Here is a 13411-nt window from a genome sequence, read left to right as displayed (position 1 = left end):
GCCGGAGAGGGCATCCGCCGGGCTGATTCGGGGAGTTGGGCGGCGAACCTAACGTCGGGGGCATGACTCGAACCCGCCGTATCGCGGCCGTCGCCGCCCTCGTCCTCGCCCTTCCGCTCCCGCTCGCCGGGGCCGCCATGGCCGCCCCGGCGCCGGCCGTCGCCGCGCAGGCTCCGGCCCCCGCCGCCTTCCACGGGGAGCTGCCCCGTCCCACCGGGCGGTACGCGGTCGGGGAGGAGGTGTTGCACCTGACCGACAACAGCCGCACCGACCCGTGGGTGCCCTCGGCCGGGCCCCGGCAGCTGGCGGTGTCGATGTTCTACCCGGCCCGGCCGGGCACCGGCGAGCCCGCTCCGTACATGAGCCTCGGCGAGGCGCAGGGCTTCGTGGCGACGCGCGTCCCGGCCGGTACCAGCCTCCAGCCGCAGGACGTCGTGAACATCGACACCCACGCCTACACCGGCGCGAAGGCCGCGGGCGGGAAGTTCCCGCTGGTGGTCCTCTCGCCGGGTTTCGAGAACCCCCGCGCCACGCTGACCGGCCTGGCGACCGACCTGGCCAGCCACGGCTACGTGGTGGCCCTGGTCGGCCACACCTACGAGGACTCCGGCGAGACCCTCGCCGACGGCTCCACCCCGGGCTGCGCGCTGTGCGACAGCGGCGCACCGGACGCGCTGCCGGAGAGCCGGGCGAAGGACGTGTCCTTCGTGCTGGACCGGCTGACCGGGCACCACCCGGCCTGGCGCCTGGCGCATCTGATCGACCGCGACCGGATCGGCATGGCCGGGCACTCGATCGGCGGCGCTTCCACGCTGAACGCGATGGCCGACGACCGCCGGATCCTGGCCGGGGTGAACATGGACGGCACCTTCTGGCCGCCGGTCCCGACCGACAAGCTGGACGGGCGCTCGTTCCTCCTGCTCGGCAAGGTGAGCAACCACTCGGCCGGCGGCGGGGACGCCTCGTGGGGCCAGACCTGGGCCAGCTGGGACGGCTACAAGCCCTGGCTGGCCGTCACGGGCACCAACCACGGCAGCTTCACGGACGTCACCGTCCTGGCCGCCGAGATCGGCATCCCCCTCCCGCCGGGGACGACCACCTCGCCGGAGCGCGGCATGCAACTGACCCGGGAGTACGTCGGAGCCTTCTTCGACCAGACCCTGAAGGGGATCCACCAGCCCCTGCTCGACGGCCCGTCGGCGGCCAACCCGGAGGTGCTCTTCCAGCACCCGTAGTCCCGTTCCCGGGCGCCCGGCCGTCCGCTGCGGACGGCCGGGCCCGCCCGTTCAGCGCTGCGGGACGGGCGGGGGTTCAGCGGGAGCGGTTGATCAGCACCAGTGCGGCGGTGACGACCTGCAACGCGGCTGCCGCCGACACCCCGTAGGCAGCCCAGACCCGGATCGGATCAGGGCTCCTATCCTCCTGCACATGAGTAACAGCGCCGGGAATCCCCAGTCAACGCCGCTCCACTCGGTGTCCGTTGCGGGTGCGGTGGTACGCGACGACGGCCGGGTGCTGGCGATCCGGCGGGCCGACAACGGGACCTGGGAGCCGCCGGGCGGGGTGCTGGAGCTGACCGAGTCGATCGAGGACGGCGTGTGCCGCGAGGTCTATGAGGAGACCGGGATCAAGGTCCGCGTGGAGCGGCTGACCGGCGTCTACAAGAACGTGAGCCGCGGGATCGTCGCGCTGGTCTTCCGTTGCCGACCGGAGAGCGGGGCGGAGCGGCCCTCGGACGAGACGGTCGAAGTCGGCTGGCTCACACCGGCCGAGGTTTCCGACCGCATGACCGAGGTCTACTCCGTGCGCCTGTTGGACGCCCTCCGGGACGACACGGCACCGAGCGTCCGAACCCACGACGGCCGACAGCTGTTGTGACCCGGCGGCCTGCCCACCGAGCAGGCCGCCGGGAGGATCGGCCCGTCACGGGCTGAGCGAACCGCCGGGCCGACCCGCAGTGAGCGGGCACTTCCGGCCGGGGTGTTGGCGAGGTCCGCCATAGTGGACGGCATGACCTTCTACGAGCAGCACCGCGACTTCATCGAGGAGCTGGAGCGGATCGCCCCGGAGGGCGTCCGGATCGAATGGTCCGGGGACACGCTGATCATGCAGGCGTCTCCGTCCAACATCCATCAGCTCAACGTGGCCCAGGTGCGCAGGCAGTTCGAGCAGCATGCTCCTGAGGGCTATCTGCCCAGCGAGCGAAGCGAAATCGTCAGCCCGGACGTCTCGAAGGGACGCGAGCCGGACCTGACCTACCTTCCGATCGACATCCTCTCCGAGTCGGGCGACAAGGCCCCAGCCGCAGAAGCTCTGATCGCGGTGGAGATCGTGTCGCCGTCCAACCCGGGCAACGACTGGATGGACAAGCTGCACGACTACGCCGTGATGCGCATCCCGCTCTATCTGATCGTGGACCCGCGTCAGCAGACGGTGACGCTGTTCTCCGAGCCGGACCACGACCGGTATCACACCCGTAGCGACAGGAAGTTCGGCGATGCGATCACGATTCCCGAGCCCTTCGGCTTCACGCTGAGCCTGTCGGAGCTCGTTCCCTACAAGGACTGATGCTCCGGAGCTGCGGGTGAGGGGGCTGCGGGCCGCCGCGCGTAATGCCGGTGAGCGGGGGCGGGCGGGCGTGATAGACCAGTCGGCACTATGAACATCTGCGTCTTCTGCTCCGCGTACTCGCTCGACGACCGTTACTCCGCCCCCGCCGCCGAGTTCGCCCGGCTCCTCGGGGAGGGCGGGCACACCCTGGTCTGGGGTGGCTCGAACGCCGGGCTGATGGGGCTCCTCGCCGATGAGGTGAAGGCGGCGGGCGGCAAGCTGGTCGGCATCATGGTCGAGATGCTGAAGCACAAGGGGTACGTCGGCGCGGACGAGCTGGTGATGACCGCCGATCTGGCCGAGCGCAAGCGGGAGTTGGCGTCTCGGGCGGACGCCGTCGTCGTCCTGGTCGGCGGCCTGGGCACCATGGACGAGGTCACCGAGGTGCTGGAGCTCAAGAAGCACGGGATGTTCGAGAAGCCGGTCGTCCTGCTGGACACCGAGGGCTTCTACTCGGGGCTGCGCACCCAGCTGGAGCGGATGGACGTCGAGGGCTTCCTGCCGCGGCCGCTGGCCGACCTGGTCGGCTTCGCCGACACGCCCGCCGAGGTGTTCGAGCTGCTCAAGGCCTGAGAGGATCGGGGCCATGGCTGCACATCTGATCACCGGCGCGGGCTCCGGCATCGGCGCCGTCCTCGCGGAACGCCTCGCCGAGCGCGGGGACGAGCTCTGGCTGCTCGCCCGTGACGCCCGCCGGGCCGCCGAGCTGCGCGACCGCTTCCCGGGCGCCCGCACCCTCGTCGGGGACCTCGGGGACCCCGGCAAGCTGTCCTGGGCCCTCGGGCACCAGCAGCCGCCGATCGAGCTGGACTCCCTGCTGCACGTCGCGGGCGTCGTCGAGCTGGGGACGGTCGGCGACCTCTCGGTCAAGGCCTGGCAGGAGACGCTGAACGTCAACCTGCTCGCCCCCGCGGAGCTGACCCGGCTGATGCTGCCCTCGCTGCGCCTGGCCAAGGGCCACGTGGTGTTCGTCAACTCCGGCGCGGGCCTGACCGCCCACGCCGAGTGGTCGGCGTACGCGGCCAGCAAGCACGGCCTGAAGGCGCTCGCCGACTCGCTGCGCCAGGAGGAGCACGCCAACGGAGTCCGGGTGACCTCGGTCTACCCCGGCCGCACCGCCACCGCGATGCAGGTCAAGGTGCACCAGCAGGAGGGCAAGGAGTACGACCCCGCCCGCTGGATCGAGCCGGATTCCGTCGCCAAGGCGATCCTCGCCGCCCTGGACGCCTCCCGGGACGCCGAGATCACCGACCTCACCGTCCGCCCGGGGCACTGAGAACCACCCGGCGCCGCGCACTAGGCTCGGACGGGTGAGCACCGGACACCCCTTCCCCGACCTGCGCGGCGCCGCCACCGGCGTCGGCTCGCTGCCCGGCACCGACGCCCGGGAGGCCGCCAAGACCTCCACCGGGGCGCTGGAGCACCTGCCGTTCCTGCCCGAGCTGCCCGCACGCGGGCCGGGCGCCGACATGATCGGCCGCAGCGCCGGCCTGCTGGTCGAGCTGTTCGCGCAGACCGAGCCCAGCGGCTGGCGGTTCACCGACCGCCCCGGCCGGGACACCCGCCGCGCCCACTCCTGGCTCGGCGAGGACCTGGACGCCCTGGAGGAGTTCACCCAGGGCCACCAGGGTGCGCTCAAAATCCAGGCCGTCGGCCCGTGGACGCTGGCGGCGAACATCGAGCTCAAGCACGGCGAGAAGGCGCTCGCCGACCCGGGCGCCTGCCGGGACATCGCGGGCTCGCTCACCGAGGGCCTGCGCCGCCACCTCGCGGAGGTCCGCAAGCGGGTGCCGGGCGCACAACCGGTCCTCCAGCTGGACGAGCCCTCGCTGCCCGCCGTCCTCGCGGGCGCGGTGAAGACCGCGAGCGGCTTCCAGCGGCTGCGCGCCGTCGACCGGCAGGTCGCCGAGGAGGTGCTGCGGGAGCTGATCCGCGGTCTGGACGCGCCCGTCGTGGTGCACTCCTGCGCCCCCGAGGTCCCGATCCCGCTGCTGCGCCGGGCCGGGGTGGCCGGGATCTCGCTCGACTTCTCACTGCTCACCGAGCGCCAGGACGACGACCTCGGCGAGGCGGTGGAGGGCGGCACGGTGATCCTCGCCGGTGTCGTCCCCGCCACTGACCAGGCGGTGTCGGACCCGGCCGGTAGTGTCCAGGGGGTCAGGACCTTGTGGCGCAGGCTCGGGTTCGCTCCGGAGCTGCTGGGCCGCCGCGTGCTGGTGACGCCGACCTGCGGGCTCGCCGGGGCTTCCCCGGCGTACGCGCGCAGGGCGCTGTCGCTCGCGGCGCGGGCGGCACAGAGCCTGGTGGACAACCCGGAATGAGAACGTAGGAGGGCTTGCGGTGACGGCTGTCGAGGGCTGGGAGGACGTCCCGGCGGAGGTGCGCCGGCGGCACGCCGAGCTGGCGCAGGAGATCACCGACCACCGCGCCCGGTACTACGAGCAGGACGCGCCGGTCATCAGCGACGCCGAGTTCGACGCCCTGATGCGCGAGCTGGAATCGCTGGAGGCCGAGCACCCGGCCCTGGTGACGCCGGACTCGCCGACCCAGAAGGTCGGCGGCGCCCCCACCGAGCTGTTCGCCGAGGTCGAGCACCGCGAGCGCCTGCTCAGCCTCGACAACGCGATGGACGACGAGGAGCTGGGCGCCTGGGCGGACCGGGTCGCCACCGAGCTGCACGGCATCGACTACCACTACCTGTGCGAGCTCAAGGTGGACGGCCTGGCCGTCAACCTCACCTACGAGAACGGCCAGTTGGTGCAGGCGGCGACCCGCGGCGACGGCCGGGTCGGCGAGGACATCACCGCCAACATCCGCACCATCAAGGAGATCCCGCACCGGCTCAAGGGCGACAACGTCCCCGAGCTGGTGGAGATCCGCGGCGAGGTCTACTTCCCGACCGAGCAGTTCATCGCGCTCAACGCCTCCTTCTCGGAGGAGAACGAGCGCCGCCGGCAGGAGAACGAGGAGCGCGCCAAGGAGGGAAAGCGGCCCCGGGCGATGATCCGGCTGTTCATGAACCCCCGCAACGCCGCCGCCGGTTCGCTGCGCCAGAAGGACCCGCACGTCACCGCCTCCCGCCCGCTGCACATGGTGGTGCACGGCATCGGCGCCCGGGTCGGCTTCGACATCGACAACCAGTCGCACGCGTACCAGCTGCTGCACGACTGGGGCCTGCCCACCGCCCGGCACAACAAGGTGGTCGGGAGCCTGGCCGAAGTGCGGGCCTTCATCAAGCACTTCGGCGAGCAGCGGCACTCGGTCGAGCACGAGATCGACGGCGTCGTGGTCAAGGTGGACGAGATCGCCCTGCAGGGCCGGCTCGGCGCCACCTCCAAGTCCCCGCGCTGGGCGATCGCCTGGAAGTACCCGCCGGAGGAGGTCACCGGCAAGCTCGCCGAGATCAAGGTCGGCATCGGCCGCACCGGCCGGGCCACCCCGTACGCGGTGCTGGCCGAGCCGGTGAAGGTGGCCGGGTCGATGGTGCAGTACGCGACGCTGCACAACCAGGAGATCGTCAAGGCCAAGGACGTGCTGCTGGGCGACACCGTGGTGCTGCGCAAGGCCGGTGACGTCATCCCGGAGATCCTCGGCCCGGTCTACGACCTGCGGGACGGCACCGAGCAGGCCTTCGTGATGCCCTCGCACTGCCCGGAGTGCGGCACCGAGCTGCGTCAGATGTCCGAGGGGGACATCGATCTGCGCTGCCCCAACGCCCAGCACTGCCCGGCGCAGATCCGGGAGCGGATCGCCTTCCTCGGCGGCCGGTCATGCCTGGACGTCGAGGGGCTCGGCTACGTCGCGGCCACCGCACTGACCCAGCCGCTGGAGCCGGCCGAGGCGCCGGTGCGCAACGAGGGCGACGTCTTCGGGCTGACCGAGGAGCAGCTGCTGCCGATCAAGGTGCTGGTGCGCGACCAGAAGACCGGCATGCCCAAGCTGGACGACCGGACCGGCAAGGAGAAGGAGGTGTTCTTCTTCGCGACCACCAAGGGCGAGCCGAAGAAGTCGCTCCGGGCCCTGCTGGACAACCTGGAGGGGGCGAAGGAGCGTCCGCTCTGGCGCTTCCTCAACGGGCTGTCGATCCGGCACGTCGGCCCGGTGGCGGCGCAGGAGCTGGCGCGGGAGTTCCGTGACCTGGACCGGGTCTTCTCGGCCACCGAGGAGGAGCTGGCCGCGGTCGAGGGCGTCGGCCCGACCATCGCCCGCTCGATCAAGGAGTGGTTCGAGGAGGAGTGGCACCGGGAGATCCTGGAGAAGTGGCGCGCCGCAGGCGTCCGCTTCACCGAGGAGTTCGCGGACGAGGAGGCGGCGGAGCGCCCGCTGGAGGGGCTGACGGTGGTCGTGACGGGGACGCTGTCCGGCCACACCCGGGACGGCGCCAAGGAGGCGCTGACCTCGCGCGGAGCGAAGGTGACCGGTTCGGTTTCGAAGAAGACCGACTTCGTGGTCGCCGGTGACAATCCAGGGTCCAAGTACGACAAGGCCGTTCAGCTCGGACTGCCGGTCCTGGACGACGCGGGTTTCGCCGTGCTACTGGCCGACGGACCGTCGGCGGCCCGTGCCCACCTGGGACTTCCGGAGCCCGAGGAGGCCGCCGATCCCGCCGGCACCCCCGCCGAGGGCTGATCCGGAGCGGACCCGAGCGGCCGGTGGCCGGATCCGTGTTGTTATCGTCCTGATGCAACGTCACCGGGTGCCGTCCAGTGAAAGCGGGCATTGTGTCACTGTGTGACACTCGGGCGCGGTAGCGCGTTTCCGGTTGTCCGAAAGTCTGCCCACCGGGTGGACCCCGGCATACCCTGGAGCGCAACAGAGTGTCAGCAGGGGTGGGGGCACCGGCTGAGCCGGTGCTCCTCGGGGTCGCTCCATGCCCGGCAGCTGTCGGTACCGGCACGGTGCCTCACCGTAAGGCGGCCTGACGGGGCGGGCCCGACGGAGGACAGGGCTTATGGATCGTACGACCGGTGGCGCGCCCACACGCCCGCCGCAGGGGGTGGCGGGTGCGGTCCTGCTGCTCGGCGTGCTGCTGGCCGGTGCTGCGCCGCTCATCCCGCTGGCAGTCCTGGTCTACCGGTACGAACCCGAACTGCTGCCGCTGTTCGCGGTGCCGCTGGCCGTGCTGGTGGCGGCCTGGCGGATCGCCCGGGACCGCGCCCGCGACCAGCTGACCGATCCCCTGACGGACCTGCCCAACCGTCAGGCCTTACTGCTGGCCGCCCAGGAGGCGATCGCCGAGCGTGAGGAGGGTTGCAGCGTCGGTCTCATCCTGCTCGACCTCGATCGTTTCCGATCGCTCAACGACACACTCGGTCATACGGCGGGTGACCGGCTGCTGGTTCACATCGCCCGCCGACTGCACCGGGCGCTGCGCTCCGGCGGCCCGGCCGGCAGCGCCACCCGGGAGTCCATCGACGACGTCTTCGCCGGCCTGCCCCGGCACTACCGCCGGGGCCGCCCGATGGTGGCCCGGATGGGCGGCGACGAGTTCGCCGTCCTGATGCCCGGCATCGCCTGCCCGGACAGCCTGGAGCGGGTGGCCAAGGCGCTGATCGCCGAACTCGCCGCGCCGATCCGCCTGGACGGGTTGCTGCTGGTGCTGGAGGCCAGCGCCGGCGTCTGCGTCTACCCGCAGGGCGCCCCGGACGCCGAGTCGCTGCTGCGCCGCGCCGACGTGGCGATGGGCCACGCCCAGCGCGGGTGCAGCGGGGTCGCCCAGTACGACGAGACCCAGGACGCCGACACCCCGTACCGGATCGGCCTGCTCGGCGACCTGCGCCGGGCCCTGGAGACCGGCGAGGTGCAGCTGCACTACCAGCCGAAGGTGGCCTTCGACGGCCGGGTGGTCGGCCTGGAGGCGCTGCTGCGCTGGGAGCGGCCCGGGCAGGGCAAGGTCTCGCCGGACGAGTTCGTCGGCCTCGCCGAGTCCAGCGGCCTGATGCCCCGGCTCACCGACTACGTGCTCGAGGCGGCCGTCGGCCAGCTCGCCTACTGGCGCGACCAGGGCCTGCAGGTGCAGGTCGCGGTCAACGTCTCGCCGCGCGACGTGCTCAACCCCGGCTTCGCCCAGCGCGTCGCCGGGCACCTGGTGCGCCACCAGGTGCCGGCCCACGCGCTCCAGCTGGAGATCACCGAGCGGCTGCTGCTGGACGACTCCCGGCGCGCCGCCGACACCCTGGCCGAGCTGCGCGGCTACGGCGTCGGGATGTCCCTGGACGACTTCGGCACCGGCCACTCCTCACTGGTGCGGCTGCGCAGCCTGCCGGTCGGCGAGCTGAAGATCGACCGCTCCTTCGTCTCCCGGATGGTCGCCGACGACCACGACGCGGCGGTGGTCCGCTGCTCGGTGGAGCTGGCCCACTCGCTCGGCCTGACCGTGGTCGCCGAGGGCGTCGAGGACGACGAGACCTGGGAGCGGCTGCACTGCATGGGCGTGGACGCCGTCCAGGGCTGGCTGGTCTCGGCCGCGCTGCCCGCCGAGCAGGCCACCGCCTGGCTGCGGGTGCACCGCACCACCGGCGCCCCGACCGCGGAGCGGCTCGGCGCCCCGCCCAAGCTCCCGCCGCTCGTCAAGCCGGTCACCCCGCCCACCGTGATCAAGCCGGCCGCTCAGTCGGCCACACGGCCGCCGGTGCTGCCGCCGACCCTCCCGCCGGTGCTGCCGCCCGTCGTCCAGGCCGTGCAGCGGGGCCAGGCGGTGCCGGCCGCGCCACTGGGCGTCACGGCGCCCGGCAACCCGGGTTGGGCCCGCACCAGGCCCCAGTGACGCGGGTCCGAGGTCACTCGTTGGCCGGTGGCCGGGCCGGGCCCCATAGGATGGGTCCAAAGACCACGAGGACGGAGCGCCGAACCCGGCTGCTCCTGCCCGGGCCCGGCACCGCCGAAGGCGTCGCCGGGTCTCACCAGAACTCACCCTGAGGATCGCTGCATGCCTGGCATCACGCGCGAGGAGGTCGCCCACCTCGCCCGGCTGTCGCGTCTTGAGCTGAAGCCCGAAGAGCTGGACCACTTCGCCGAGCAGCTCGACGTGATCATCGGCGCGGTCGCCCGCGTTTCCGAGGTCGCCGGACAGGACGTCCCGCCGACCTCCCACCCGCTGCCGCTGACCAACGTCATGCGCGCGGACGAGGTGCGGCCGTCGCTCACCCCGGAGCAGGCGCTGTCCGGCGCCCCCGCCGCCGAGGAGCAGCGTTTCCGTGTGCCGCAGATCCTCGGGGAGGACTGACCGAGATGACCGAGATGATCCCCACTCCGATCATTAGGTGGACGGCCGCCGAGACGGCCACCGCCATCGCCAAGGGCGAGGTGTCCGCCGTCGAGGTCGCCCAGGCGCACCTGGACCGCATCGAGGCCGTCGACAAGAAGGTCAACGCCTTCCTGCACGTCGACACCGAGGGCGCGCTGGCCGCCGCCAAGGCCGTCGACGACAAGCGCGCCAAGGGCGAGGAGCTGGGCCCGCTGGCCGGCGTCCCGCTCGCGCTGAAGGACGTCTTCACCACCAAGGGCATCCCGACCACCTGTGGGTCCAAGATGCTCGAGGGCTGGATCCCGCCGTACGACGCCACCCTGACCACCCGTCTCAAGGACGCCGGTGTGGTCATCCTCGGCAAGACCAACATGGACGAGTTCGCGATGGGCTCCTCCACCGAGAACTCGGCCTACGGCCCGACCGGCAACCCGTGGGACCTCACCCGCATCCCCGGCGGCTCCGGCGGCGGTTCGGCCGCCGCGCTGGCCGCCTTCGAGGCCCCGCTGGCGATCGGCACCGACACCGGCGGCTCGATCCGCCAGCCCGGCGCCGTCACCGGCACCGTCGGCGTCAAGCCGACCTACGGCTCGGTGTCCCGCTACGGCCTGGTCGCCTTCTCCAGCAGCCTGGACCAGGGCGGCCCGTGCGCCCGTACGGTGCTGGACGCGGCGCTGCTGCACGAGGCCATCGCCGGGCACGACCCGCTGGACTCCACCTCGATCGACGCGCCCGTCCCGGCCGTGGTCGAGGCCGCCAGGATGCGCGACATCCGCGGCATGCGGATCGGCGTCGTCAAGGAGTTCGCCGGCGAGGGCTACCAGACCGGCGTGATGCAGCGCTTCAACGAGTCGGTGGAGCTGCTGCGCGAGCTGGGCGCCGAGGTCGTCGAGGTGTCCTGCCCGTCCTTCACCCTGGCGCTGCCGGCGTACTACCTGATCGCCCCGTCGGAGTGCTCCTCCAACCTGGCCCGCTTCGACGCCATGCGCTACGGCCTGCGGGTCGGCGACGACGGCTCGCGCTCGGCCGAGGAGGTCACCGCGCTGACCCGCGAGGCGGGCTTCGGCGACGAGGTCAAGCGCCGCATCATCCTGGGCACGTACGCCCTCTCCTCGGGCTACTACGACGCCTACTACGGCTCGGCCCAGAAGGTGCGCACGCTGATCTCGCGCGACTTCGACGCCGCCTTCGCCGGCGTGGACGTCCTGGTCTCGCCGACCACGCCGACCACCGCCTTCCCGATCGGCGAGCGCGCCGACGACCCGATGGCGATGTACCTGGCCGACCTGTGCACGATCCCGTCGAACCTGGCGGGCAACGCGGCCATGTCGCTGCCGGTCGGCCTGGCGCCGGAGGACAATCTCCCGGTCGGCCTGCAGATCATCGCTCCCGCGATGGCGGACGACCGCCTGTACCGCGTGGGCGGTGCCGTCGAGGCCGCACTCAACGACAAGTGGGGGCACACCCTGCTGGAGGAGGTACCGGCACTGTGAGCAAGATCGAGAAGGCCAAGGCCCAGTCTGCTTCTTTGAAGGGGTGGAAGCACTCGAAGCCCGGCCTCTGGCTGTCCATCGGCACCAGCGCCTTCGGTGCGATCTCCATCGTCAAGGACGTCCGCAAGGCCCGCGAGGAGAGCGACACCCTCAAGCTGGTCAACGCCCTGGTCGGCGCGGCCGCGCTGATCACCGGCACCGCCCTGCTGGTGCGCGAGCTGCGCCAGCTGGGCTCCGACGACGTACTGCTGGGCTGACGCCCAGGGCGTGTCTTGTGGGTTTCGCCGGCAAGGACCCGCAAGACACGCCCTAGCCCGGCCCCGCGCGAGCGCGGCGGCCGGGCCCGTACCTCCCAAGCTTCAAGTGAGAAGGGACGCTGTGAGCGTCATGAACCTGGTCTCCTACGAGGACGCTCTCGCGTCGTACGACCCGGTGATGGGCCTTGAGGTCCACGTCGAGCTCGGTACCAAGACCAAGATGTTCTGCGGCTGCTCGACCGAGCTGGGCGCCGAGCCGAACAGCCAGACCTGCCCGACCTGCCTGGGCCTGCCGGGCTCGCTGCCGGTGGTCAACGCGGTGGGCGTGGAGTCGGCCGTCAAGATCGGCCTGGCGCTGAACTGCGAGATCGCCGAGTGGTGCCGGTTCGCGCGGAAGAACTACTTCTACCCGGACATGCCCAAGAACTTCCAGACCTCGCAGTACGACGAGCCGATCGCCTTCAACGGCTACCTCGACGTGCAGCTGGAGGACGGCTCGACCTTCCGCGTGGAGATCGAGCGCGCCCACATGGAGGAGGACACCGGCAAGTCCAGCCACGTCGGCGGCGCCACCGGTCGCATCCACGGGGCCACCCACTCGCTGCTCGACTACAACCGGGCCGGCATCCCGCTGATCGAGATCGTCACCAAGCCGATCGTCGGCGCGGGCGAGCGGGCCCCCGAGGTCGCCAAGGCGTACGTCGCCGAGCTGCGCGAGCTGATCAGGTCGCTGGGCGTCTCCGAGGCCCGGATGGACAAGGGCCAGATGCGCTGCGACGTCAACCTGTCGCTGCGCCCGAACGGCACCGAGACCTTCGGCACCCGCTCGGAGACCAAGAACGTCAACTCGCTGCGCAGCGTGGAGCGGGCCGCCCGGTTCGAGATCCAGCGGCACGCCACCGTGCTGACCGACGGCGGCACCATCGTCCAGGAGACCCGCCACTTCCACGAGGACGACGGCACCACCACCTCGGGCCGGATCAAGGACAACGCCGAGGACTACCGCTACTTCCCCGAGCCGGACCTGGTGCCGGTGGCCCCCTCCCGCGAGTGGGTCGAGGAGCTGCGCGCCGCGCTGCCGGAGCTGCCGCGGGTGCGTCGCGCCCGGCTGCAGGCCGAGTGGGGCCTGTCCGACAAGGACATGCAGTCCGTGCTCAACGCCGGTGCGGTCGAGCCGATCCTGGAGACCATCGCGGCCGGTGCCCCGGCCGACCAGGCCCGCAAGTGGTGGATGGGCGAGCTGGCCCGCCGCGCCAACGAGACCGGCACCGAGCTGAGCGAGCAGCCGATCACCCCGGCGCAGGTCGCCCGGGTCACCGCGCTGGTCGCCGAGGGCAAGCTGAACGACAAGCTGGCCCGTCAGGTCATCGAGGCCGTGCTGGCCGGCGAGGGCGAGCCGGACGAGGTCGTCGAGAAGCGCGGCCTGGCCGTGGTCTCGGACGACTCGGCGCTGGGCGCCGCCGTCGACCAGGCCATCGCCGAGAACGAGGCCGTCGCCGCCAAGATCCGCGACGGCAAGATCGCGGCCGTGGGCGCGCTGGTCGGCGCGGTCATGAAGGCCACCCGTGGCCAGGCGGACGCGGCACGTGTGAAGGACCTGATCTTGGAGAAGCTGGGCGTCTCTGCCTGAGGTTCTCTACGCCGTCAAGCCCGCCTTCCTAAGGCGCCTAAGGCATCTAAGGCCATCTAAGTAAGGCCTAAGGCCCCGTCTCACCTATGTATCTAGGTGAGACGGGGCCTTAAACCTTTTCTGGCGCCTCATCTAAGGCATCCGGCCTTCGGAAGATGGGGCACGCTCCCGATGT

Annotated in this window: 11 protein-coding genes and 1 pseudogene; all 12 read left to right on the top strand. The window is 71.6% G+C overall.

Annotated elements, in window-relative coordinates:
* Positions 1–62: 62 nt before the first annotated feature.
* The 12 genes and pseudogenes from O1G21_RS14295 (at position 63) to gatB (ending at position 13236) form a co-directional block, all read left to right on the top strand.
* The gene (locus O1G21_RS14295; protein WP_270143867.1) at positions 63–1235 is read left to right on the top strand and encodes an alpha/beta hydrolase family protein; all 1173 of its coding nucleotides are present in this window, start codon (positions 63–65) and stop codon (positions 1233–1235) included.
* A gap of 181 nt (positions 1236–1416) precedes the next feature.
* Positions 1417–1878 carry an NUDIX hydrolase gene (locus tag O1G21_RS14290; protein WP_405000804.1) on the top strand — a complete coding sequence of 154 codons (462 nt, stop codon included), beginning with the start codon at positions 1417–1419 and terminating at the stop codon, positions 1876–1878.
* A gap of 132 nt (positions 1879–2010) precedes the next feature.
* On the top strand, positions 2011–2568 hold the full coding sequence (locus O1G21_RS14285) for a Uma2 family endonuclease (protein ID WP_270143863.1): 558 nt from the start codon (positions 2011–2013) through the stop codon (positions 2566–2568).
* A 90-nt stretch (positions 2569–2658) separates the two neighbouring features.
* Entirely contained in the window at positions 2659–3183 is a 525-nt protein-coding gene (locus O1G21_RS14280; protein ID WP_270143862.1) for an LOG family protein, read from the top strand.
* A 13-nt stretch (positions 3184–3196) separates the two neighbouring features.
* Positions 3197–3886, top strand: a complete 690-nt coding sequence (locus O1G21_RS14275) for an SDR family oxidoreductase (protein ID WP_270143860.1) — start codon at positions 3197–3199, stop codon at positions 3884–3886.
* Positions 3887–3920: 34 nt separating this feature from the next.
* Positions 3921–4931 (top strand): methionine synthase, encoded by a 1011-nt coding sequence (locus O1G21_RS14270; RefSeq protein ID WP_270143859.1) that lies wholly within the window; start codon positions 3921–3923, stop codon positions 4929–4931.
* A 19-nt stretch (positions 4932–4950) separates the two neighbouring features.
* Positions 4951–7239: an NAD-dependent DNA ligase LigA gene (gene ligA / locus O1G21_RS14265; protein ID WP_270143857.1), complete on the top strand. Its 2289-nt coding sequence runs from the start codon at positions 4951–4953 to the stop codon at positions 7237–7239.
* Positions 7240–7624: 385 nt separating this feature from the next.
* Positions 7625–9376: pseudogene (locus tag O1G21_RS14260) on the top strand (putative bifunctional diguanylate cyclase/phosphodiesterase); the annotation flags it as partial.
* 162 nt (positions 9377–9538) lie between these two features.
* Complete coding sequence (gene gatC / locus O1G21_RS14255) at positions 9539–9835, top strand: Asp-tRNA(Asn)/Glu-tRNA(Gln) amidotransferase subunit GatC (RefSeq protein WP_030057414.1); 297 nt, start codon at positions 9539–9541, stop codon at positions 9833–9835.
* A gap of 14 nt (positions 9836–9849) precedes the next feature.
* Entirely contained in the window at positions 9850–11349 is a 1500-nt protein-coding gene (gatA, locus tag O1G21_RS14250) for an Asp-tRNA(Asn)/Glu-tRNA(Gln) amidotransferase subunit GatA (protein ID WP_270150994.1), read from the top strand.
* Positions 11346–11606: a hypothetical protein gene (locus O1G21_RS14245; RefSeq protein ID WP_270143852.1), complete on the top strand. Its 261-nt coding sequence runs from the start codon at positions 11346–11348 to the stop codon at positions 11604–11606. Before gatA ends, O1G21_RS14245 begins: the two co-directional genes overlap by 4 nt.
* A gap of 121 nt (positions 11607–11727) precedes the next feature.
* The gene (gatB, locus tag O1G21_RS14240; RefSeq protein ID WP_270143849.1) at positions 11728–13236 is read left to right on the top strand and encodes an Asp-tRNA(Asn)/Glu-tRNA(Gln) amidotransferase subunit GatB; all 1509 of its coding nucleotides are present in this window, start codon (positions 11728–11730) and stop codon (positions 13234–13236) included.
* Positions 13237–13411 lie beyond the last annotated feature (175 nt).

The sequence above is a fragment of the Kitasatospora cathayae genome (genome assembly GCF_027627435.1).
GTDB classification, from domain to species: domain Bacteria; phylum Actinomycetota; class Actinomycetes; order Streptomycetales; family Streptomycetaceae; genus Kitasatospora; species Kitasatospora cathayae.
The sequence above is the reverse complement of the archived record's forward strand: the minus strand, read 5'-3'. Positions and strand labels throughout refer to the sequence as shown.

What these genes read in the sequence shown, in the direction of transcription:
- O1G21_RS14280 (WP_270143862.1), top strand. Translation starts at nt 2,659, where the DNA reads ATGAACATCTGCGTCTTCTGCTCCGCGTACTCGCTCGACGACCGTTAC.
- O1G21_RS14275 (WP_270143860.1), top strand. Translation starts at nt 3,197, where the DNA reads ATGGCTGCACATCTGATCACCGGCGCGGGCTCCGGCATCGGCGCCGTC.
- gatA (WP_270150994.1), top strand. Translation starts at nt 9,850, where the DNA reads ATGATCCCCACTCCGATCATTAGGTGGACGGCCGCCGAGACGGCCACC.
- O1G21_RS14285 (WP_270143863.1), top strand. Translation starts at nt 2,011, where the DNA reads ATGACCTTCTACGAGCAGCACCGCGACTTCATCGAGGAGCTGGAGCGG.
- gatC (WP_030057414.1), top strand. Translation starts at nt 9,539, where the DNA reads ATGCCTGGCATCACGCGCGAGGAGGTCGCCCACCTCGCCCGGCTGTCG.
- O1G21_RS14295 (WP_270143867.1), top strand. Translation starts at nt 63, where the DNA reads ATGACTCGAACCCGCCGTATCGCGGCCGTCGCCGCCCTCGTCCTCGCC.